This is a genomic window from Heyndrickxia coagulans DSM 1 = ATCC 7050 (assembly GCF_000290615.1).
Classification (GTDB): Bacteria; Bacillota; Bacilli; order Bacillales; family Bacillaceae_C; genus Weizmannia; species Weizmannia coagulans.
On sequence record NZ_ALAS01000048.1, the window covers coordinates 13,587 to 36,562 of the forward strand.

Sequence of the window (22,976 nt, forward strand, 5' to 3'; positions counted from 1 at the left end):
GAAATCATGAGTAATACAGCGAAAAGTGCGGCGGAGAAAACTTTTCAAGAGAATTTTGTAAAAGAACTGCAAAAATATAAATGGGAAGCCCCCGACTATCTCAACGGCAATAAGCAAAAGGTAACGGTTGCGGACTTGGTTTCGCACTGGCGGAGTGAACTTAACCGCATCAATGCTGACCAGCTTGAAGGCGTTGAATTAACGGATAATGAGTTCAAACAAGTAATGGCAAAGGTCAATCAAATCAGCAACAGCTACGAGGCTGCGAAGATTTTGGCTATTGAAGGATCAAAAGGCAAGATCGATGGCATTTACCGGGATGACAACCCAAAAATCACGAGAAAACAAATCACGTTGACGATTTTCAAAAAAGCTGAAGTACGTGGTGGGGACTCAAGCTATCGGATTGCGAGAGAAGTACAGACACCAAATGACAACCGTTTTGATATTGTCTTATTGATTAATGGCTTGCCACTCATCAACATCGAACAAAAACGCACGGACAAAACGCTGGACGAGGCATTTGGACAGTTTAAACGCTACTACCGTGACGGGGAATACAGTCATAATTTTATGGCTTTTTCGCAGATGATGGTCATCACTTCTGAAATTGACACTCGCTATTTTGCCACACCTAAAACAATAGAAGATTTTAATCCTAGTTTCGTCTTTCATTGGGCAGATAAAGATAACAATGTAATAAACGATTGGAAAAAAGTAATTGAACAATTTTTGATGATTCCAATGGCACATCAGATGGTTGGCGATTACTTAGTCATTGATGAAGCGAGAGATGAGGAAAACAGGCGACATATGTTAATGCGTCCCTATCAGGTCCATGCTCTGCAAGCGGTTGAAGGAGCTGCATTTGGATGGGACAATGATGAAAAAATGCCTCATGGCGGTTTTGTTTGGCATACGACTGGTTCAGGAAAAACGATCACAAGTTTCAAGACTGCTTTGTTTTTATCGACAAGAGCAGGATTTGATAAAGTCGTCTTCCTTGTTGATAGACGTGAATTGGATAATCGTACCAGTGAAAACTTCAAAGCATATGCTGCCTATGAGCCGGTTTCTGTTGATGATACAAAACACACTTACCAGCTAAAAAAGAAACTGATGTCAGCAACGAATGGAATTGTCGTCACGACAACTTTCAAACTCAATGCTTTAGTGAAGGAACTGGAAGCAGCACACGATCATCGTTTAGCAGATAAGAAGATGGTATTTATCATTGATGAAGCCCATCGCACGACGATGGGGCAGATGATGGGAACGATAAAACGCTATTTCAAGAAAAATGGACTTTTCTTTGGATTTACCGGTACTCCTTTATTTGATGAAAATAAGGTCAAAGGCAAGATCAATGAAAAAAGCGAAGTCATCAATACAACTGAAAAGTTATTTGGCCCGATGTTACATCAATATACGATTGACGAGGCGATTGCTGATAAAAACGTATTAGGTTTTCACGTTGACTATATCAACACCGGAGAATTCAAAAGTTATGATGATTTAAGAGACCAGATCGCTGAACAAATGAAGGAAGAACATCCTGAATGGACGGACAGAGAAATCGAACGCCAAGTTCAAGAAATGTCAGAAGCGGACGTTGAAAAGCAAGCAAAAAAACGAGGGCTGCTTGTATACCAAGACGAAACGCATATTCCACGGGTAGTGGAAGAAATTCTGAATAACTGGGAATCCCAATCACAAGAAAGAGAATTTAATGCCATTTTGACGGTTGCCTATAAAGATCGTGTCATTGCTTATTATCATGAATTTAAAAAACAACTAAAAGAACGTGGGGAAAAGCTAAATGTGGCGATGACGTTTAGTTTCGGTAGTGAGAATGATCCCACGCCATTAGATCCCCAAATTGTCAACGAGATGTTTAAGGATTACGCTGCATTTACTGGCATTGAGTTTGTAGCTGGTGATAAAAAACACGGTGAAGATGCTTATTTTGAGGATCTTGTAGAGCGCGCGACACGAGGCGGCAGTGGACGAAACCCGAAAAATATTGACCTCGTCATTGTGGCAGACCAACTGTTGACAGGCTATGACTCGAAACGTCTGAATACGCTTTATGTTGACCGTTCGCTTGAACTTCAAGGCCTGATCCAAGCTTACTCCCGTACCAATCGTGTCTTTGGTTCAGAAAAAGAGTTTGGAACGATTATCAACTTCCAGTATCCCCGAATAACTGAAGAAATGGTGAATCAGGCCCTGAAGCTATATGGAAGCGGGGGAAAGAGCAGTAAGGCCATTGTTGATACTTACGAAACGGCTGTAAAGAAATTGAAAATCAAAGTGTCTGAAATGATTCCGACTTTACCTGATCCAACTGAATGGCAAAATATTGAACATGATGAGAAGAAAAAAGAAGCATTTATCCTTGCTTTTAAAGATGCTGCTGAGCAGTTAAATTTGGTAGAACAGTACTATGAATTTAAGTGGAATGATGATACTTTTGGAATTGACGAGCACACTTGGCTGCAGTATGTTGGTGCTTATAAAAACTTAACATGGAAGCCCGGCACCCCACCTGTGATATCAACCATTCATCCACTTGCTGGAAAAACGAAATTGGCAGGAACGCAAGTCATTGATGCAAACCATATTATTAAATTAATTGGTTCAAAAGTTACTTCACCGTACGGCGTGCAAACGGTGGATCGTGAAACACTCCGTATTATTTATGAACAAATTCAAGAGTTGAGTAATATGGGGGACCATGAGCAAGCACAGTTGTTAAAGGAATTTGTAGATACAGAGCTCGTGCCCGGAAACTTGTCGAGCAATTTGAATTTTGATGAGGCATTTGAAATTTGGAAAGCGGATAAGCTGCGGAATACAGTCATTCAATTTTCTGCGGAGTGGGGCTTAGATAGTGAACTACTTGCAAAAGCAGTGAATTCATATTCTATTTCGAAGCCTGATGTTGTTCCTTACATCAATGAACTCATAAGTAGTGTTGATTACAGCAAAGCAACCAATCAAACGGCTGGTAATTTGTTAAAACATAATATGATCCTCACGACTAAATTGCCAGAATGGATTGCGGAGACGAAGCAGAAATATAGCTAATTTGATGACGGGTGCAGAGTAACTGAAAACGAAGAATAAATAGAAACAGAGTATGTTTAACTTTACCGGAAAAGAATGCCTTTGTACATTAGCTATTAATTCCATGTACGCAGTTTTTTTGTAAGCCTGTACTATTATGAAAGTAATATGATCAAAAGATTAGAGGGGTAATGAAAATGACAGTGCCAGACTATCAAACCTTTATGCTACCTTTTCTAAAAATACTCGGGGATAGAAATGAGCATACGTTACAAGAAATGTATATAAAGCTTGCTGATTATTTTAGTCTAACAGACGCAGATAAAAAGGAATACTTGCCAAGCGGAAAGCAACTTAAATATAAAAACAGAATTGGTTGGGCTCGAACTTATTTGAAAAAGGCGGGTCTACTAGAACAAGTTGGAAGAGGAAGATTTACGATTTCAGAACAAGGATTAAGTGTCTTAAATAAAAACCCTGAGAAAATTGATGTAAAGTTCTTAGAACGTTTTAACGAGTTCCGGGAGTTTCGCAGCAATAAGAACAGTACAGATCATAAAGATAGCACGGAAACATTGCCTAATAATCGAGAATCAGATCTTTCCCCTGAGGAAATCTTGGACTCCAGTTTTCGAGATATCACAAGAAGTTTAATGGATGAGCTCTTACGTACCGTAAAATCCTGTTCACCAGAGTTTTTTGAAAAATTGGTGGTTGATTTACTAGTCGCAATGGGATATGGAGGTACCCACGCTGATGCGGGTCAAGCAATTGGGAGAACTGGTGACGATGGAATCGATGGAATTATTAAAGAAGATAAATTAGGATTAGATGTTATCTATATTCAAGCAAAAAGATGGGAAGGCTCTGTCGGTAGGCCTGTAGTCCAGGCTTTTGCGGGAAGTTTAGAAGGGAACCGAGCTCGTAAAGGGGTATTGATAACAACCTCTAGATTTACCGAGGAAGCAAAGGATTATGTAAAAAGAATTGAAAAGAAAATTGTTTTAATAGATGGCGAAACTCTTGCGGAATTAATGATTGATAATAATGTTGGCGTTTCTCCAAAAATAACTTATATAATAAAGGATATTGACTCTGACTATTTTAACGAAGAATAAAATCAGTTGCTGACTTAATAGGAAATCTGGTTTCCTGTGACAGATTTAACTTTGTCTTACGTATCATCACTTCATTTTAAGCACTTGGTTGCGATATAAATATTTAGTAATTGGAGGCTTAGGCTTGAAAAAGAATATCTACGTAGTTGGTGCCGTTATAATTCAAAACGATCAAATCCTCTGTGCACAGCGCGGCCCAGGCAGGACCCTAGCCAATAAATGGGAGTTTCCTGGTGGAAAAGTTGAAGAAGGTGAAACGCCACAGCAAGCCCTGAAACGCGAAATACAGGAAGAAATGAAATGTAAAATTGAGATTGGGGAGCAAGTGGAGGACACAACGTATGAATATGATTTTGGCATTGTTCATCTAACAACGTTTTATTGCAAGTTGTTAGAAGGACAACCCATTTTAACGGAACATGTTGCAATAAAATGGATGAACAAAGAAGATCTTATGTCATTGGATTGGGCCCCAGCTGATTTACCTGCTGTTGAAGAGATTGCATCTACCAAAGATTGAATGCTGTATTTCCCTTTTCTGAAATGATTTACGATGAATGGAATGAATATTACAATAAAGGTATCCCACAAAAACGGTGATGCATATGAGTAACTTGATTAAAAGTTTGGAAGCCTCTTTATATCACGGTTTTATTAATGAGGCCCATGAACATGCAGGAAACTATCGTCCAAAATTATTAGTGAACCAATCGACGAAAAATGAAGACGTTTTAACGTCGATTCGAAATGAGATGGAGAACTGTAGATCATTTCTGTTTTCTGTTGCTTTTATTACAGAAAGTGGTTTGGCAACACTCAAGTCTCTTTTTCTAGACTTAAAACAAAAAGGTGTGACAGGCAGGATTCTGACCTCAACTTATTTAATTTTCAATCACCCGAAAGTTTTTAGAGAATTAATGAAGATCACGAATGTTAGAGTGCGACTAGCAAGCGTGAAGGGGTTTCACGCAAAAGGATACATATTTGAACACGATGCTTATTATTCTTTAATTGTCGGAAGTTCCAATTTAACTGCACAGGCATTGCAAGTAAATTATGAATGGAACATAAAGCTCACTTCTCATGAAAACGGAGAAATTGTACATCACTTTAAAAATCAATTTGAAGAAGTATGGGCAAACTCTGAGATTCTAACAGAAGAATGGATCGAGCAATACGAAAAAACCTACGCTGAAGAGAAGAAAACAAATGAGCAAGTATATGATTTTCCAGTAGGCTATCAGACGAATCCGATTCAAGAAGCCTTAAAAATTCAACCAAACAAAATGCAAGATGCTGCTTTAAAGAAAATCCAGGCTTTACGAGATGAAGGAAAAAACAAAGGGCTTGTCATTTCTGCAACGGGTACAGGGAAAACCTATCTTTCTGCTTTTGACGTTCGCCGTTTTGCGCCAAAGAAAATGCTTTTTATTGTGCATCGTGAACAAATATTGCAAAAAGCGATGAAGGATTTTCAATTAATTTTAGGTGGATTGAGTCATGAGTTTGGTATTTTATCAGGAACATCGAAACAAACTGATGCTAAATAGGGCTTGCCGAATAAGAAAAAATTCCAGATTTGACAAGGATTTTGGCTATTTTTGTCGAATATAAAGTGTAAGGATTTCATAGGAAACATGTAAAAAACCTTGCACTTGGAGGCTGTTGCGATGTACAAAAAGACCGAACATCAATTAACTTTTGTAGATGATTTTTTTCTACCCTTCGGTGGAAAATTAAATAAAGAAAATCGCTGGGTCCGTCTTGCTGAAATAATTCCGTGGTGGAAGGCGGAAGAAAAGTATGCCAAGTCCTTCAAGAAAAAATTCAAAGGCGAAAAGGCTTATTCTGTCAGAATCGCTCTTGGGGCTCTTTATATCAAAGAACGGCTTGGGCTGTCTGACCGGGAAACAGTCGAACAGATCACAGAAAACCCGTATCTTCAGTATTTTATCGGCTTGCCTGAATTCCAGGAAAAAGCCCCATTCGACCATTCTCTGATGACTCGTTTTAGAAAACGTTTGGGCGCAAATATCATCAACGAACTGAATGAATGGATCGTTCTGGAAGAACAAAAACGCCAATTGGAAGAAACATCTAAGGAAAACGACAACAATGATGATCAGGATCACGACGATGACGATCATGTTGATGAAGATCGTAATGATCATTAGATCGTGGCGATCTTCAGCCTTCCGGTTCCGATTCAGAAAAGCATTCAACTGACTCGGCTTCTCCCAAAACGAAGAACAGAGGAAAGCTCATTTTGGACGCAACCTGTGCACCGGCTGATATTGCTTACCCTACAGACCTCGGGTTGTTGAACGAAGCCCGTGAGAAATTGGAACATATCATTGATGTCCTGCATGAACCACACAAAGGGAAATTACGTAAGCCACGGACCTACAGAAAAAGAGCCCGCAAGGACTATCTTTCTGTCGCTAAGCAACGTAAAGCTGGCGCCCGGAAAATCCAGAAAGCTGTCGGCAAGCAGCTTGGGTATGTGAAACGGGATCTGAAAATCATTGAAAATCTTCTTACCCAAAGCTCCCTGTCTCTTTTGAGCAAAGATGAATATCGGCAACTTCTCGTGATTCATGAACTTTACCGCCAACAGGCAGAAATGTACAAAAAGAAAACACACCGGATTGTAAGCACTTCCCAGCCGCACGTCCGTCCAATTGTGCGCGACAAGGCAAAAGCGAACGTGGAGTTCGGTTCAAAAGTCGCCATCAGTGTCGTAGATGGTTATGCCTTGATTGAGCACCTCGACTGGGAAAATTACAATGAAGGGACCACTCTTAGGGAATCTGTTGAGCACTACTACAATCGGTTCGGATTTTATCCGGAAGCGATTTTGGCAGATAAAATCTACCGAAACCGTAATAATCTGGCATACTGTAAATCTCTTGGCATTCGTCTGAGTGGGCCTAGGTTAGGACGCCCATCCAAAACGGAAGACAAAACCTTGGAACGCGTTGCAAGGCAGGATGCCTCTGAACGTAATGCCGTTGAAGGCAAATTTGGCGAAGGCAAGCGCAAGTATGGGCTGGGCCTTATTCGAGCACGCCTTCAGGAGACCAGCGAAATCTCTTCAATTTCTCATACTGAATCTGGAGCGGAGAGTTATTTTTTTATTTTTTTACACAACACTATTTTCCATTTTGATAATCGGAATTTGGCTTGTATCTGACTAAATCTGATTCGTTCAGCAAGCCCTACTTAACAAATCGAGGGATCACATGTACAGCATAGAAGAATTTGACCGGCAAGGCATGCACTTTTTCCGCTTGAAGGGGGAAGGGGCTTTTGTGGAAGTCTGCCCTGAACGGGGCGGAATGATCACAGCCATTCATATTGCAGATGAGGATTTGCTGTATATGAATGAGGAAACGCTGTTTAATCTTGATAAAAATGTCCGCGGCGGGATTCCGGTTCTGTTCCCAATCGCGGGGCAGCTCAGGGGCAAGCAGTATGAATGGGAAGGCCAGGTATATCAAATGGCCAACCATGGGCTTGCCCGGACGCGCCCTTTAGAAGTGGCAGGCCAATCATGCGGCACGGATCATGCGGAAATCACTTTGGTTTTCCATAGCACACCAGAGACGCGTGTTTCCTATCCGTTTGATTTCGAAATGCAGTTAACGTACTGCTTAGCGGGCGGAAAAGTAACCATCCTGCAGAAAGCCACAAACCGGTCAGTAGACTCGATGCCGATTTGCCCGGGGTTCCATCCATACTTTGCCATTCGGGATAAAGCGCTGGAACTGGAGACCGCTGCAACAACTTATTTCGATTACAATGGCCACAAAGAAAAGCTACTTACTGGGAAACTGGAGATGGCGGGATTAAAAGAATCCGTGATATTTGAAGGTGGTTCAGTAAAGGCAGCTTTCCATGCCACAAAGGATCTCGCCATTGAAGCAGACGAACATTTCCGTTACACTGTCGTTTGGGTGGAAGGGGGTGCGCCTTTCGTCTGCATCGAACCATGGGTCGCGAAAAACGAAGCGCGGAACACGAAAGAAGGGCTGATCCTTGTAAAACCGGACAAACCCATTGTACTGGAAGTTAACTTTTACCTGGAAAACAAATCATAAATCATTCAGCTGTTGCTGATGACCCGGAATTTTTCCGCCATTCCTATGAGCAAAAATTTCAGCTTTCATGAGAAAAAGCGGCGATTCCCGGACAATAGAAGGTATCGCTGCTGTATTTGCCACTTTCATTACGGTTTATCTGCTTTTAAAGTTTCTGATACCGTTTTTTCCAGGGTTAGCGGGTTTTTAGAACGCAATAAAATGATCCCAAAAATGCCCATGACCGCTACATCCGCATAAGCGAAAGTAGTGAAAGGGACGTTTGAAAGCAGCATGCCGGCAATGGCGTTTGCCGAACAAAGGGCACCAAGCGGCAGCATGATTTTTCCGTGCACGGCGGCAAACGGGAAAAAGTGGATGCCGAATGCCAAAAAGGCCGCAAGCCAGATCATCCGGTATTGATGCGAGGCAAAAAAAGGCCCGCCCATTCCAATGAGTAAAAGTACAGCCAGGAAAATTGAAATCACGGTCATTCGATTTTGAAAGCGGCTTGGACGGCCGAATGCCAGCTTTTTGTAAACCCGCTTGTTTGCCAGGATCAAGGCAAATCCGAGAAAATAACCGGTAGCAAAAATCGGCATGTTGATCATTTGTGCTCCTCCGAAAAGGGTGCCCACGAGAATGACCGCTGCAATCCAGACCAGCCACAGCCCGCAAATCCTTTTGGACAAGAAAGTGAGCGGTTCGCCTTTTACGTAACCTAACGATCTAAGTAATGTAGAAATCATCTCAATCCCCTTTTGAATGTTTTCTTCTGCCTTTTTACCTGCTTTTAACAGCGGGAGCCGCAAGCCATGGGTAATAGAAAGCCGTTACATATAAGTATAATCGAAAAGCAGAATAAAAAATAGAAAATTTTGTGTAATTTTGCTGTTTTTCACGAAAGTATGCCTAAGAACCACCGCCGGAAAAGCCTTAAAAAACTGGCAGGACTCCACCATTAATAAGTGCCTCACCGTTTTCTTGCATTCTAACTTTTTCAGTGCCTTCCAGAAAATACAGCGTTTTTTTCATCTAAATTGGACATGTTAATGAACAAAACCAATTTGGAGTGAACCAGTTATGATTACATAACGGCACCCATGCTTCACGCGTTCGTGTGTCACCCGCCGCTTCCCGGATGAGCGCCCGCAAAGCTGCAGGGCGTAATATGCTTCAACTGTCGCAGAAAGATTGCCGCCGTTTTCTTCATCGGCGAAAAGCTTCCATGCCCCGTTATCGGACTGTCATGGCGCCATTCCTTTCTTTTTTACGATACATATGCACAAAGCGGGGAAACATGATGGTTTTTTTTGCGCGGTCTCTCCCGCAAAATGCATCTTTTCAGTCTGAAAAAATCTTCCCGCCGCCATCATCCAAATAAAAAACCAGCAGGACTGCGGTGGCCCTGCTGGTTTCTGTTAGTTTTTATTGACAGAAGCATCATAGATCGATTTTACTGCTTTTTCCAAAGCGGCATTAAATTCTTCATCTGTCTGGCTGGCTTTGAGTTCCCCGGTTAAAGCACGCGAAAAGCTTGCGATGATGCCATCGTTTTCTTTCAGTTTTTGATTGGCTTCTTCGCGGGAATAGCCGCCGGAAAGGGCAACAACGCGGATAACGCGCGGGTGCTCAACCAATGCTTTGTAGAAATTTGGCACGGTCGGAATGGTGAGCTTCAGCATCACATGATCCTTTTCCGGCAATTCGTTCAGATGATTGAGTAGTTCTGCCTTTAACAATTCCTCGCATTTTTCTTTGTCTGCACTATGGATGTCTACTTCCGGTTCAATAATCGGAACGAGGCCTGCCGCGATGATTTGTTTTGCCACTTCAAACTGCTGGTCAACCACGGCTTTAATGCCTTCCGGGTTGGCTTCCTTAATGAGGGAGCGCATTTTGGTCCCGAAAATATGGTGTTCATTTGCACGCCGGAGTGTCGCATCCAGATCCGGGATCGGCTTCATCAGCTGAACGCCGTTTTCAAGATTCGCAAGCCCTTTGTCCACTTTTAAAAATGGGACAATGCCTTTTTTCTCGGCCAGGTATTCCGCAGTGTACAAGCCTTCAATCTGGCGGTCCATCGTTTGTTCGAATAAAATAGCGCCGAGGATGTATTTGCCATCAAAAGCCGGAGAAGTGATGATTCTTGTCCGCATTTGGTGGATAAGATCAAACATTTCGTCTTCGTTTGAATAGGCATCTTCCGGCACGCCGTAGTTTGCCAACGCTTTCGGTGTGCTGCCGCCGCTTTGGTCGAGCGCCGCAATAAAACCTTTTCCGTTCTTGACTTTGTCGAACTGCGTTTGGTTCATCATGATCTCTCCTTATAAGGTTTGTTGAAGGGCTTCTTTTTCTTCATATCCCGATGAATGAAAAAGAAACCTCTATGCATAAGCATAACACTACTGATTGGGAGAAAAAAATAATATATTCCGGTAGCGCATCGTTTCCGCTGTTTCCCATATTCTAATGTTAAGATTGTTCCAATGGCCCCGATAATAAACAAAAAAATGGAGAATGGGGCAGATTTTTGCCGGATTTAAAGTGACCACTCACTTTTTATTGAAAGCCAGCTTTCTTCATGGCAATATAGTAAGTGAGTCATTACTCACTTATCTAAAAGAGGAGGGCCGGGGATGGAAGCTGCGGTTGTGATGGAACATATAAGCAAGCAGTTCGGGAAAAAGCCTGTGTTAAACGATATCAGCTTGAAAATTGGGAAGGGCCGGATTTACGGGTTGATTGGGCCGTCTGGGGCAGGGAAGACCACTTTGGTCAAAATGATGGTCGGAATGGAAAAAACGGATGCCGGCACGGTCCATGTGCTGGGAGAAAAAATGCCTGACCTTGAAGTTTTACAGCATATCGGCTATATGGCACAGTCAGACGCATTGTATATGCAGCTGACCGGAAAGGAAAACCTGAAATTTTTTGCATCGCTTTATAAAATGGGGAAAAAGGTACAGCATGAGCGGATTGCCTACGCAGCAGGCCTTGTCCATTTGCAGGATGACCTCAATCAAAAAGTGTCTGCCTATTCCGGCGGGATGAAACGGCGGCTGTCGCTTGCGATTGCACTCATTCAGGATCCGGAATTGCTCATTCTGGACGAACCGACTGTCGGCATTGACCCGGAACTAAGGGCAAATATCTGGGATGAACTGCTCCGCCTCAAAAATGAAGAAGGCAAAACGATTATCGTCACGACGCATGTGATGGATGAAGCGGAAAAATGCGATACGGTCGCCATGATCCGGGAAGGAAAAATTTTGGCGCACGGCTCACCGGGCGAATTGAAAGCAATGTATGAAGCAGCCAACTTAAATGAAGTGTTTTTGAGAGCGGGGAGGACCGGAAAATGAAGAGAACCAGCTTTTTGCTCGATACGGCCGGATTAAAAGAACTGCTTCAAACAGATGATGCAAACCGGATATTCCTGAAAGCAGGGAGGGACGGGCAATGAGGACAGCCGCACTCATCAAAAGAATTTTGCTGGAAATGCTCAGGGACAAACGCACACTGGCGCTGTTGTTTCTCGCGCCGCTGTTGATTTTGACGCTTATGTACTTTTTCTTTAACGGCAGCTCAACCAGCCCGAGACTCGGGATCAGCCACGTGGACGCAAGCCTTGTAAAAGTGTTGGATAAAGCGGATATGAAAATCAAACACTATGAAACAGTAAAAGATCCGGAGCAAACCGTGCTGAATGGAAATCTTGACGGGCTGCTTGAGAAAAAGGGTGGATCGTATGTCCTCACTTTGCAAAACAATGATCCGTCTACTGCCAAATCGCTGCAGATGAAAGTGAAGCAGGCGATTGCGGCGGAATCCACGCAGCAGCTGGCCGAACAAATCAAAGCACAGGCAAAGACGCTTCAAGACGTGCAGAAAATCATTGCCTTGCAAAATGAGGCGCAGCATATTTTGATCAAACAGGTTCCCGCACAGTCACCCGCCTTTGGGAAAGTGCAGCAGCTGGAAGAACAGGCGGAAAGAACGAAACGCGTGTTGCAGGCGCCGGTCAAAGTGGCTTTTTCCAAACCGGATGTATCAGCAAAATATGTATACGGCAATAGCCATACGGCATATTTTGATGTGCTGAGCCCAATTTTGGTGGGTTTCTTCGTTTTCTTTTTCGTATTTTTAATCTCCGGCATTGGGCTTTTGAAAGAGCGGACAACGGGCACGCTCGACCGCCTGATGGCAACGCCGGTCAAGCGGGGCGAAATTGTGGCCGCTTATTTGGCGGGTTTTGGCATTTTTGCCGTTATCCAGACCGTGATTGTCGTGTTTTACGCTGTGAATGTGCTGGATATGGTGCTTGCCGGTTCACTCTGGAATGTCGTGCTCATTAATTTAATGCTCGCGCTTGTGGCGCTGTCTCTCGGGATTTTATTATCATCTTTTGCGGCTTCAGAGTTTCAAATGGTGCAGTTTATTCCGCTTGTGGTGGTGCCGCAGATCTTTTTCTCCGGCATTATTCCGTTAAAAGGGATGGCCGTCTGGTTGCAGGCACTTGCAAAAGTGATGCCGATTTATTACGGTGCCGATGCCTTAAAGCGGGTCATGTATGAAGGCATGGGCCTTGGGGATGTATGGAAAGACTTAATGGCCCTTATGATTTTTGCCGTCATTTTTATTCTGCTCAATATTGTCGCACTGCGGCGTTACCGTGCGCTGTAAAGGGGGAGAAAATTTGCCGAAATATAATCTTCTGGAAGCAATGAAGGAGCAAAAAAGGACGGACCCGAAGCTCACGGATAAAAAACAAAAAATCATGGAGGCGGCCATTGCCTTGTTTGCAGAGAAAGGGTATGGCAATACGCCGACAAGCGAAATCGCAAAAGCGGCCGGCGTTGCAGAAGGCACGATTTTCCGGCACTTCGGCACAAAAGACCATTTGCTTGTTTCGCTGATTGTTCCGTTCTTAAAAGATTCGATTCCTTTGATGGCGGAAGAGCTTTTTGAAAAACTGCTGTCAAACCATGGCCTCGGTTTTGAGGACTTTTTGCGGAACCTGCTTTGGGACCGGCTTCTCTTTTTAAAACAGAACAGGGAGATTTTCCAAATCATCGTAAAAGAGTTTTTTTATAATGAAGAAATCCGCCATGAACTGATGCCGTATGTTGCGGAAAATATCGGTTCCCGGCTGGTGCAGGTGATCCGCGTTTTCCAGGAACGCGGGGAACTGGCAGGCCGGCCTGCTGCGGCGATGGCAAGGCAAATCTTTTTTTCAATCGGCGGCACATTTATTTTGAAGTTTGTCTTCGGGCTGAACGGATCCCGGGATGAAGAGGCTGAGATTGAATCCGCCGTCCGGTTTATCATGGACGGGGTGCGGAACAGATAGGCGCATCTGCGGCAAAATAAAAGAACCCGAAATTCCGGGTTCTTTTCTGCTATTCGGGGCTTGTCAAACGAATCCGGCTTTGCGTTGCTTCATGACGATTTCAAGGGCAAAGTTTTTCCGGCATTTTTTATAAAAACATGTCCAGGCCGGAGCTCCCAAGCCTGGGACTTTAGAGCCCGGTTTATTTATTGGGTTCTGCGATTGCATGGAAATCGTGTGCATCAAGCGGCACGATTTTTGTTTTTCTTGCGATTTTGTACCCGAACCACAAGACGAGAAAGAACGGGATGCCGAGATAGGCCGCAATGACATTTCCCCAGTTGATATGCGGTGCGAGAAATGCCTGGTAGTCCTGGGCGAGTGTCACAATCAGGCAAACGGCAATGGCAAAAACCGGGCCGAACGGATACCATTTCGCTCTGTAAGGAAGTTCATCGAGCGCGTGCCCTTGCGCGAGAAAAGCTTTGCGGAACCGGTAATGGCTAACGCAGATGCCGAGCCAGAAAATAAAGCCGGTGATGCCGATCGAATTCATCAGCCAGATATATACAACACCGTCCCCGAAAATGGAAGTGAAAAACGCAAGCATACCGACAACTGCGGTTAAAATCATGGCCGGCACCGGGACGCCGCGCCTGTCGAGCTTTGAAAAAATACGCGGGGCCTGTCCTTCCTTTGCCATCGCGTAAAGCATGCGCGTGGATGCGTACAGGCTGGAATTGCCGGCTGACAGAACAGCGGCCAGGATCACGGCATTCATCATCGAAGCTGCAAATGAAAGGCCGGCTTTTTTAAAGACAAGCGTGAACGGGCTGACGAGAACATTTTCGCTTTCCAGGCTGCTGTTTGTATACGGGACAAGGAGCCCGATGACAAGGATGGCAAGCACATAGAATAATAGAATTCTCCAGAAAACATTTTTAATCGCTTTCGGCACATTTTTCGCCGGATTTTCGCTTTCCCCGGCGGCAACCCCGACAATTTCCGTCCCCTGAAACGAAAAACCGGCCGCAATAAAGACGAGAAAAGTGCCGAGAAACCCGCCCGGAAACGGCGCCTTCCCTGTAGTGAAATTTTTTACGCCGGCTGCTTCCCCGCCAAGAAGGCCAAAAACCATCAATAAGCCGACCACAATAAATAGAATAATCGCCGCCACTTTGATGAAAGAAAACCAGTATTCCCCTTCGCCATAACCTCTGACGGTCAAATAATTGAGCAGGAAAATGAGCACAAAAAAGGACATGCTCCATAATAACGACGGGCTGTGCGGAAACCAGAACTTCATGATCATAATCGAAGCGGTCAGTTCGGCAGCAATCGTCATCGCCCAGTTGAACCAGTAAGTCCAGCCAATTGCAAATCCGAAAGCGGGATCGACGAATTTTGTCCCGTATGTGCTGAAAGCGCCGCTTGTCGGCATGTAGGCGGACATTTCCCCAAGGCTTGTCATGACAAAATACACCATTGCCCCGACCAGTGCGTATGCGACAAGTGCCCCGCCCGGCCCCGCCGAATGGATCGCCGCGCCGCTTCCGAGAAACAGGCCGGTTCCGATGGAGCCCCCGATCGAAATCATCGTTAAATGGCGTGCTTTCAGTTCTTTTCGGAGTGTCCTGCCCTGCTGCTTTGGAAGATGGATGTCCTGCTGCTTTTCCAATTCCATTTTTCTTTTCCCCCTTCATTCGGTTCATGAGAACGATTGCAAAAATGTATATATTCTCATATCAGGACTTTTTGCAATTTTCATGCCAAAGGCGGAGGAGCTGTTTTTCGTGAAGCAAACGCGATGCATGCAAAATTTTTTTGCACATGCGCGAACCATGATTTGGCGCCGGCATGATTATGTTGCGGGCCGCGAGTGCATTTCCCTTCAGGATGCAAAATCCATTTGCATGCGGCTAAAATAATGTCAAAAAGAGGGTCACACACAGACGTGGCGAACATGAGACCCCGGCGGCCCGATTTCTGCCGGGATGCTAATAAAAATGCCATTGTGTTTGTAAATCAGGGGGCATTTTGTACACCTTAAAGTTGAGCGCAGTTGAAAACGCCATCACAGACTCTCTTTTACGCAAAAATAAAGAGGATATATGTTCAGCCACCCAGTATTTTGATTCAACCCAATGACAACGTTTCCCTGTGCGCCCAAAGTATAAATAGTTTGTTGTATAATAAAAGCAAAGTAAAAAGAAAACGGTGATGAAAGTGAAAAGCAACTTTTCATTTTTTAAAGGGAAATGGGATGTGCTTGCAAATTTGGGCGAGACGGCTGAGAGAAATATTTATCAGGATCCCCATACAACGATTATGAAGCTTAGGTTGTTTGCCGAGACGTTGACCAAGTTCGTACTGGCAGCCGAAAATATTAAGGAAGCATACGGGACATCCCAAGTGGATCGTATCCATACGCTGCGCAGGGAAGGTTTGATTGAGCCGGAGCTGCTGGATATTTTTGAGACGCTGCGCCGTAAGGGCAACCAGGCGATGCACGAAGCGTTGAAATTTACAACGGAGGAAGCAAAAGCACTGCTTAGGCTCGCTTTTCGCCTGTCCATATGGTTTATGGAAGTATACGGAGAATGGGATTTTCAAGCGCCGGAATACATAGAGCCGAAAGAGCAGAAGAAAGTCGATACGGAACAGCTTCAACAGGAATACGAAGAGAAGCTGAAAAAGCTTGAAGACGAGTTAGAATCCATTAGAGCAAAAGCTTCTGAAGAGAATGCGGAAGAGAAAACGAAACGGAAAAAGAGAGCCGCAACTTTTATGCGCCGCCACGAACTGACGGAATCGGAAACACGTGCCATTATTGATGAGAAGTTGCGTGCGGCCGGCTGGGAAGCAGATACAACGTTGTTGAATCATTATACACATGGTACAGTGCCTGAAAAGAACCGGAATATGGCCATTGCGGAATGGAAAGTGGGCAGCGGCAGAGCGGACTATGCTTTATTTATCGGTTTGAAATTAGTCGGGCTCATTGAAGCAAAGGCGAAGAAAAGAACGATTCCAAGCGCGCTGGAAAGCCAGACAAAAGTGTATGCAAGGCAAGTGCGCCAAATTGAAAATGAAGAGATTTTGCAAACGCGAAATGAATATAAGGTGCCTTTCCTTTACGCAACCAACGGCCGGCCTTTTCTCAGGCAGCTTCAAGAGGAATCGGGCATTTGGTTTTGGGATTCCCGTAAGCCGCTTGAACACGCCCGCCCGCTTGAAGGTTGGCACTCTCCCGATGATTTGTTAATGTTACTGGGCCAGGATGATGAGGATGCCAATCAGCGGCTCGAAGAAGAAAGCATCTCGATATTCGGATTGCGCCCGTATCAGGAAAAGGCGGTGCTGGCTGCCGAAGAAGCGCTGAAAGCCGGACAAAGAAGAATGCTGATCGCCATGGCAACAGGGACCGGGAAAACCCGTACCGCGATTGCGCTCATGTACCGGCTCATTAAATCGAAAAAATGCAGACGCATTCTTTTTCTTGTCGACCGCAACTCACTCGGGAAACAAACGGAAGATGCCCTGAAAGATACCAAGATTGAAGGTTATTCATTCTCTGATATTTATGATGTGAAGTCGATCGGGGACATTTCACCGGAAGTGGCAACAAAGGTGCATATTGCAACGGTGCAGGGAATGGTGCGCCGGCTTTTCTACAGCAATGAAGAAAAGATTCCGAGCGTCGGGCAGTACGATTTTATCATTGTAGATGAAGCGCACCGCGGCTATACAAGCGACAGGGAAATGTCCGAAGAAGAGCTTTTGTTCAGGGATCAAAATGATTATGTCAGCCAGTACCGGCGCGTTCTTGACTATTTTGATGCAGTCTGTTTAGGGCTGACTGCGACACCGGCGCTTCACACGACGCAAATTTTTGGCATGCCGATCTTTAAATACTCGTACAGTGAAGCGGTACTGGACGGCTATCTGGTTGACCATGAGCCGCCTTATGTATTCAAAACGGAACTTTCGCAAGCGGGGATCACTTTTGAGAAAGATGAAGAAGTCGAAGTGTATGATGCAGAAAACGGCGAAATTCAATTGGAAAAAATGGAAGACACCCTTCATTTTGAAGTGGAGCAGTTTAACAAAAAAGTGATCACGGAATCTTTTAACAGGGCGGTGCTGAATAAACTGGCGGATTATATTGATCCGTCCGGTAAAGAAAAAACATTGATTTTTGCCGCTACCGACCAGCATGCAGACCTGGTTGTCCGTTTATTGAAAGAGGCATATGCCGAACGCGGCGATGAGATAGAAGATGATGCCATTATGAAAATTACGGGGTATATTTATAAGCCGCTCGATGCCATTAAACGTTTTAAAAACGAAAGGCTGCCAAATGTTGTTGTGACGGTTGATCTGCTCACGACCGGTGTGGATGTGCCGGCCATTACGAATCTCGTCTTTCTACGCCGCGTTCAATCCCGTATTCTGTATGATCAAATGCTCGGCCGCGCCACCCGCCTTTGCCCTGAGATCGGGAAAAGCCATTTTAATATTTATGATGCTGTTGGGATTTACGATAAACTTCAGCCTTATACAGAAATGAAGCCAGTCGTGAAACAGCAACATGATAGTATTGGCGAGCTGTACAAGTCGCTTGTGAACGCGCAAACGGAAGAAGAAGCCAAATTTTACCGCGATCAGTTGGGCGCAAAAATCCAGCGCCGCAAACAAAGGCTCAGTGAAGAAGCAAAACAGAAATTTGAAGAGCTGTCCAATGGCAAAAATATTGAAGACTGGGCGAAAGAAATTCAATATTACACGCCGCAGGAAGCAAAGCAAAACAGCCTCTTGTTTGAGTACATGGAAAATTACCGGACAGGTGGAGATAAACGCTATATTTCCAATCAGGCAGACCGGGTAACAGCAGTCATCCGGGGCTATGGTGAAGGGAATGAACGACCTGAAGATTACCTGGATGGATTTGTAAAATTTATTAAAGAAAATATCAATGAAATTCCCGCACTCCACCTCGTTTGCACGCGCCCGAAAGATTTAACAAGGCAGGACTTGCGTGAATTAATTACGATACTGGAGACGAAAGGGTTTAAACAATCCCACTTGCAAACGGCCTGGAAACAAACGAAAAACGAAGATATTGCGGCCGATATCATCAGTTTCATTCGCCAAGCTGCATTAGGCGAATCGCTTATTGACCATGAAACCCGGATCAGGCGGGCGATGCAAAAGGTGTACGCCCTGCATGACTGGACGCCGCGGCAGAAAAAATGGCTGCAGCGGATTGAAAAGCAGTTGCTGCAAGTTCCGGTGCTGGCGCCAAACCCGGAAGAGGCGTTTGGGGAAGAACCGTTCCGCAGCCAAGGCGGGTATAAGATTTTGAAACGCGAATTTGGTGATGAAATTGATAGGATTGTGGATACAATTAATGACAATCTGTATGTGATATAAATACATCCAGTTCATCCATTTGGATTTTGGCAGTTGGATGAACTGGGTTTAATTATTTTGGAAGACCCGATATTTAAAGCTTGTCGAGAAAAACTTGACAGAAACATGGACTTTTTGAGGTTTGGGCATATATAATATACATATACAATTGTATATGTATAATTACATATGCTACGGAGGTGATTGCAGTGTTCAATAAACCCCCAATAGAAATTGAATTTGAAACAAGGCAGGAAAAAGAAGCTTTTATCAAATGGGTTTTGGAACCAAGTGCACCATCAGAAGAGCTAAAACGCTTGAGTCAAATTCGGAAAAAAGCAAAAACAGTACAAATGATGCAAAATCAATCCGTGCAAATTTTTCAAACCAAAAATGAACGAAAGTAAAGGTAGCCAATATCATATACAGGCAGAACCCAGCTCCTTTGAATGCAAGCTCCCAAAAAGTGACTGGGTTCTTTTCTTTGGAATATAGAAGGGCTTGTTTCATTGCAAGTAACATGTGCAGTAAAAACAGGAGGAGAAAAATGAACAACCAGGAAATCGTACAAAAGCTTTGGAACTTATGTAATGTTTTGCGGGATGACGGGATTACATATCAGCAATATGTGACGGAATTAACGTATCTGCTGTTTTTAAAAATGATGAAAGAACAAGAAAAGGAGTCTGCCATTCCGGAAGGCTATCGCTGGGATGACCTTGTGGCCAAGGAAGGAACGGAGTTAAAAACATTTTATCAGCATTTGCTGCTGCATTTGGGCACAAGCGGCAATGAAATGCTGCGCGATATCTACAGCGATGCAGCGACCAGCATTTCAGAGCCGAAAAACCTTGAAAAAATCATTAAATCGATTGATGCCCTCGACTGGTACAGCGCAAAAGAAGAAGGGCTCGGCAATCTGTATGAAGGACTGCTGGAAAAAAATGCGAATGAAAAGAAATCGGGAGCAGGGCAATATTTTACACCGCGCGTCCTGATTGATGTCATGGTGCAGCTGGTCGACCCGAAAATCGGCGAACGCTGCGCGGATCCGGCAGCCGGCACTTTTGGCTTTATGATTGCAGCGGACCGTTATGTAAGACAGAAAACGGATGACTATTTTGACCTGGATCCGCAAATGGCGGAATTCCAGAGGAAGGAAGCTTTCTCCGGGATGGAGCTGGTAAAAGACACGCACCGTCTTGCATTAATGAATGCCCTGCTCCACAGCATGGAAGGGCGCATTGAGCATGGCGATTCTTTATCCAACAACGGGAAATGGATGAAAAATCTGGATGTCATTTTAACAAATCCGCCTTTTGGCACAAAAAAGGGCGGCGAACGGGTATCGCGTGATGACTTGACGTTTGACACATCGAACAAGCAATTGAATTTCCTGCAGCTGATCTACAATGCCTTAAAAGATGATGGCAAAGCGCGCGCAGCAGTCGTTTTGCCGGATAATGTGCTGTTTGAAAGCGGCGTTGGTGCGCAAATCCGCCGCGACTTAATGAATAAATGCAATCTGCACACGATTTTAAGGCTGCCGACCGGTATTTTCTATGCACAAGGCGTCAAAACAAATGTCCTGTTCTTTACGAGAGGAAAAACCGACCGGGACAACACAAAAGAAGTGTGGGTATACGACCTCCGTACGAACATGCCGTCATTCGGCAAACGCAACCAGTTGACGATGGCGCATTTCGAAAATTTCATGAAAGCCTACGAAGCCGAAGACCGGTCGAAAGTGGAAGACGAGCGCTGGAATGTGTTCACACGGGAAGAAATTGCGAAAAAAGGTGACAGCCTCGACATCGGCCTGATCGCGGATGCGTCATTGTCCTCCTACGAAAACTTGCCAGACCCGGTTGAATCGGCAGAAGAAGCGATCGCAAAACTGCAGCAGGCAATGGATTTACTGGGCGAAGTGGTAGACGAACTGCGCGCTGTGGAAGCGGATGAGGTGGCTGTGAAGTGAGGAAGAAGCAAAAGACCATGGAGGAGTTATTGGAAGAAGCATTGGTGCCGGAGGAAGAGCAGCCGTATGAAGTGCCGGGGAATTGGGTGTGGGTGAAATTAAAAACAATTAATAAGGATAAAAAGCGCAACATTGATCCAAAAAGCTTTAAAGACGAAACGTTTGAATTATATAGTGTACCTAGTTTTCCTGAAGGATCTCCTGAATTTATTAAAGGCGATGAAATAGGGTCTAGTAAACAGCTGGTTAATAAAGATGAAATTTTGTTGTGTAAAATTAATCCTCGTATTAATAGGGTATGGAAAGTATTAAATAACCATGGGAAGTTTCGGCAGCTAGCTTCAACAGAATGGATTGTTATAAGCGAAAATAAAGCAATTTATTCTGAGTATTTACTATACCTGTTGAAGTCTCCTTATTTTCGAAAACTAATTACATCAAATGTATCAGGTGTAGGTGGTTCGCTTACAAGAGCAAGACCTAAAGAAGTTGAAACTTACCCTATTGCTGTACCGCCAATAAAAGAGCAAAAACGCATTGCAGACAAAGTAGAGCGTCTTTTAAGTAAAATCGATGAAGCAAAACGGTTGATTGAGGAAGCGAAGGAAACGTTTGAACTGCGTGGGGCGGCTATTTTGGATAAGGCGTTTCGTGGGGAGCTGACGAGGAAGTGGAGAGAGGAAAATAAAAACATTGAAGATGCCGAGTCATTATATGTCAAAATAAAGGAATCTCAAAGTATACGGAGAAAAGTATCAAAGGAAATTAATATTAAAGACTTAAGGTATAGCATTCCATCAACTTGGAAATGGGTAAGATTAGGAGATGTCTTTACAATTACTTCTGGAGGCACTCCAAAAAGAACTATTCCAGAATATTACGAAGGAAATATACCATGGATTAAAACCGGTGAAATAAAATGGAATGCTATTAATGAAAGTGAAGAGCAAATTACTCCTGAAGCAGTTGCAAATAGTTCTGCAAAGTTGCTTCCACCAAATACTGTTTTGGTTGCTATGTATGGCCAGGGATTGACAAGAGGTAGAGCTGCTATTTTAAGTGTGGAAGCGACTTGTAATCAAGCTGTTTGTGCGTTATTGCCTAATGATTATATAGCACCAGAATTCATATTTTATTATTTTATGGAAGGCTATCAAAGGTTTAGACAGGTGGCAAAGGGAGGTAATCAAGAAAATTTGAGTGTCTCGTTAATATCAGACTTTATTTTTCCATTGCCGCCATTAGAAGAACAGAGAGTAATAATCACCACTTTACAAAATATATTTAAAAAAGAAAGTAAAATAAAAGATTTAATCAAAATAAATACAGACGAAATAAAACAATCCATCCTCTCCAAAGCCTTCCGCGGCGAGCTTGGAACGAATGACCCGACCGAAGAAAGTGCGATCGAGTTATTAAAAGAAGTGCTGCAGGAACAAGTGAAATAAGCGTAATCATGGCAGGGGCTGTTTGTTGAGTCCCCTGCATTTTTCTAACCTGCCTGGCTAGAGGTGATCTTTGAAGCCGGCTGTGTTTTACAAACGTCAAATCCCGAGCCGTTTCATCCGGTACTGGAGGCTTTGCCGGCTTAACCCGAGCTGTTCTGCTGCTTTTGATATATTCGACCCGTTTGCCTCAAGTGCCTCTAAAATGCATTGTTTTTCATATTCAAGCAGCCGGTCTTTTAAAAGCGGTGATTTTTCCGCCGGCGAATTGAAGTGGCCGGACTGCCGGTACTGCATGGGCAGATGGCGAAGCTCAATCATGTCTTCATCGAGCATGACATTCATCGCTGCCTCAATCATATGCTCCAGCTCGCGTATATTGCCAGGCCAGCGGTACGACCGGAAGAAAGTGAGCACTTCCGGTGTGATCCCCCTGACATTCATTTGAAAAAGGGGATTGTATTTTTGAATAAAATGGCCGGTGAGAAGGGGCAAATCTTCCAGCCGGTCCCGTAACGGCGGGGTAAAAAACGGCACGACACC

At 44.1% G+C, this 22,976-nt stretch carries 16 protein-coding genes and 3 pseudogenes; 14 read left to right on the plus strand and 5 right to left on the minus strand.

Annotation, left to right across the window (positions count from 1 at the left end):
* The first annotated feature begins 6 nt into the window (after positions 1-6).
* From IC21_RS01525 to IC21_RS01550, 6 genes and pseudogenes are all read left to right on the plus strand, one after another.
* Complete coding sequence (locus IC21_RS01525) at positions 7-3,090, plus strand: type I restriction endonuclease subunit R, EcoR124 family (protein WP_029142631.1); 3,084 nt, start codon at positions 7-9, stop codon at positions 3,088-3,090.
* Positions 3,091-3,266: 176 nt separating this feature from the next.
* Complete coding sequence (locus tag IC21_RS01530) at positions 3,267-4,187, plus strand: restriction endonuclease (RefSeq protein ID WP_013860486.1); 921 nt, start codon at positions 3,267-3,269, stop codon at positions 4,185-4,187.
* A gap of 124 nt (positions 4,188-4,311) precedes the next feature.
* Positions 4,312-4,707 (plus strand): (deoxy)nucleoside triphosphate pyrophosphohydrolase, encoded by a 396-nt coding sequence (locus IC21_RS01535; protein ID WP_017553139.1) that lies wholly within the window; start codon positions 4,312-4,314, stop codon positions 4,705-4,707.
* An 85-nt stretch (positions 4,708-4,792) separates the two neighbouring features.
* Positions 4,793-5,734: pseudogene (locus IC21_RS01540) on the plus strand (DEAD/DEAH box helicase); the annotation flags it as partial.
* A 123-nt stretch (positions 5,735-5,857) separates the two neighbouring features.
* Positions 5,858-7,380: pseudogene (locus IC21_RS01545) on the plus strand (IS5 family transposase).
* Between the two features lie 49 nt (positions 7,381-7,429).
* On the plus strand, positions 7,430-8,287 hold the full coding sequence (locus tag IC21_RS01550) for an aldose epimerase family protein (RefSeq protein WP_029142658.1): 858 nt from the start codon (positions 7,430-7,432) through the stop codon (positions 8,285-8,287).
* Positions 8,288-8,415: 128 nt separating this feature from the next.
* Here IC21_RS01550 and IC21_RS01555 read toward each other — a convergent pair whose 3' ends face one another.
* The 3 genes and pseudogenes from IC21_RS01555 to IC21_RS01560 form a co-directional block, all read right to left on the minus strand.
* Positions 8,416-9,015, minus strand: coding sequence for a DUF6609 family protein (locus tag IC21_RS01555; RefSeq protein ID WP_029142659.1), 600 nt, complete (start codon positions 9,013-9,015; stop codon positions 8,416-8,418).
* A gap of 398 nt (positions 9,016-9,413) precedes the next feature.
* A pseudogene (locus IC21_RS17640) lies at positions 9,414-9,513 on the minus strand (hypothetical protein); the annotation flags it as partial.
* Positions 9,514-9,687: 174 nt separating this feature from the next.
* Positions 9,688-10,581: a fructose bisphosphate aldolase gene (locus IC21_RS01560; RefSeq protein ID WP_029142660.1), complete on the minus strand. Its 894-nt coding sequence runs from the start codon at positions 10,579-10,581 to the stop codon at positions 9,688-9,690.
* A 324-nt stretch (positions 10,582-10,905) separates the two neighbouring features.
* Between IC21_RS01560 and IC21_RS01565 the strand changes: the two genes are divergently transcribed.
* From IC21_RS01565 to IC21_RS01580, 4 genes are read left to right on the plus strand one after another with little or no spacing between them, the layout of a single operon-like run.
* Entirely contained in the window at positions 10,906-11,631 is a 726-nt protein-coding gene (locus IC21_RS01565; RefSeq protein ID WP_029142661.1) for an ABC transporter ATP-binding protein, read from the plus strand.
* Positions 11,628-11,732 carry a hypothetical protein gene (locus IC21_RS01570; RefSeq protein WP_014097127.1) on the plus strand — a complete coding sequence of 35 codons (105 nt, stop codon included), beginning with the start codon at positions 11,628-11,630 and terminating at the stop codon, positions 11,730-11,732. The genes IC21_RS01565 and IC21_RS01570 overlap by 4 nt, the downstream gene beginning before the upstream one ends.
* Positions 11,729-12,952 (plus strand): ABC transporter permease, encoded by a 1,224-nt coding sequence (locus tag IC21_RS01575; protein ID WP_029142662.1) that lies wholly within the window; start codon positions 11,729-11,731, stop codon positions 12,950-12,952. The genes IC21_RS01570 and IC21_RS01575 overlap by 4 nt, the downstream gene beginning before the upstream one ends.
* Positions 12,953-12,965: 13 nt before the next feature.
* Positions 12,966-13,619 carry a TetR/AcrR family transcriptional regulator gene (locus tag IC21_RS01580; protein ID WP_029142663.1) on the plus strand — a complete coding sequence of 218 codons (654 nt, stop codon included), beginning with the start codon at positions 12,966-12,968 and terminating at the stop codon, positions 13,617-13,619.
* 181 nt (positions 13,620-13,800) lie between these two features.
* Here IC21_RS01580 and IC21_RS01585 read toward each other — a convergent pair whose 3' ends face one another.
* Positions 13,801-15,282, minus strand: coding sequence for an amino acid permease (locus tag IC21_RS01585; protein ID WP_029142664.1), 1,482 nt, complete (start codon positions 15,280-15,282; stop codon positions 13,801-13,803).
* A gap of 536 nt (positions 15,283-15,818) precedes the next feature.
* Between IC21_RS01585 and hsdR the strand changes: the two genes are divergently transcribed.
* From hsdR to IC21_RS01605, 4 genes are all read left to right on the plus strand, one after another.
* On the plus strand, positions 15,819-19,031 hold the full coding sequence (gene hsdR / locus IC21_RS01590; protein ID WP_029713860.1) for a type I restriction-modification system endonuclease: 3,213 nt from the start codon (positions 15,819-15,821) through the stop codon (positions 19,029-19,031).
* A gap of 188 nt (positions 19,032-19,219) precedes the next feature.
* On the plus strand, positions 19,220-19,417 hold the full coding sequence (locus IC21_RS01595; RefSeq protein ID WP_029142666.1) for a hypothetical protein: 198 nt from the start codon (positions 19,220-19,222) through the stop codon (positions 19,415-19,417).
* A 140-nt stretch (positions 19,418-19,557) separates the two neighbouring features.
* On the plus strand, positions 19,558-20,988 hold the full coding sequence (locus tag IC21_RS01600; protein WP_029142667.1) for a class I SAM-dependent DNA methyltransferase: 1,431 nt from the start codon (positions 19,558-19,560) through the stop codon (positions 20,986-20,988).
* Positions 20,985-22,436: a restriction endonuclease subunit S gene (locus tag IC21_RS01605; RefSeq protein WP_029142668.1), complete on the plus strand. Its 1,452-nt coding sequence runs from the start codon at positions 20,985-20,987 to the stop codon at positions 22,434-22,436. The genes IC21_RS01600 and IC21_RS01605 overlap by 4 nt, the downstream gene beginning before the upstream one ends.
* 96 nt (positions 22,437-22,532) lie before the next feature.
* Here IC21_RS01605 and IC21_RS01610 read toward each other — a convergent pair.
* Positions 22,533-22,976 (minus strand): AAA-type ATPase lid domain-containing protein (locus IC21_RS01610; protein ID WP_193351978.1); only part of this gene is annotated, 444 nt, incomplete at its 5' end.

Bases quoted from the DNA above. Each gene is read 5' to 3' on its own strand.
- hsdR (WP_029713860.1), top strand. From the start codon at position 15,819: ATGAAAGTGAAAAGCAACTTTTCATTTTTTAAAGGGAAATGGGATGTG.
- IC21_RS01525 (WP_029142631.1), top strand. From the start codon at position 7: ATGAGTAATACAGCGAAAAGTGCGGCGGAGAAAACTTTTCAAGAGAAT.
- IC21_RS01560 (WP_029142660.1), bottom strand. From the start codon at position 10,581: ATGAACCAAACGCAGTTCGACAAAGTCAAGAACGGAAAAGGTTTTATT.
- IC21_RS01565 (WP_029142661.1), top strand. From the start codon at position 10,906: ATGGAAGCTGCGGTTGTGATGGAACATATAAGCAAGCAGTTCGGGAAA.
- IC21_RS01585 (WP_029142664.1), bottom strand. From the start codon at position 15,282: ATGGAATTGGAAAAGCAGCAGGACATCCATCTTCCAAAGCAGCAGGGC.
- IC21_RS01600 (WP_029142667.1), top strand. From the start codon at position 19,558: ATGAACAACCAGGAAATCGTACAAAAGCTTTGGAACTTATGTAATGTT.
- IC21_RS01575 (WP_029142662.1), top strand. From the start codon at position 11,729: ATGAGGACAGCCGCACTCATCAAAAGAATTTTGCTGGAAATGCTCAGG.
- IC21_RS01570 (WP_014097127.1), top strand. From the start codon at position 11,628: ATGAAGAGAACCAGCTTTTTGCTCGATACGGCCGGATTAAAAGAACTG.
- IC21_RS01550 (WP_029142658.1), top strand. From the start codon at position 7,430: ATGTACAGCATAGAAGAATTTGACCGGCAAGGCATGCACTTTTTCCGC.
- IC21_RS01530 (WP_013860486.1), top strand. From the start codon at position 3,267: ATGACAGTGCCAGACTATCAAACCTTTATGCTACCTTTTCTAAAAATA.
- IC21_RS01555 (WP_029142659.1), bottom strand. From the start codon at position 9,015: ATGATTTCTACATTACTTAGATCGTTAGGTTACGTAAAAGGCGAACCG.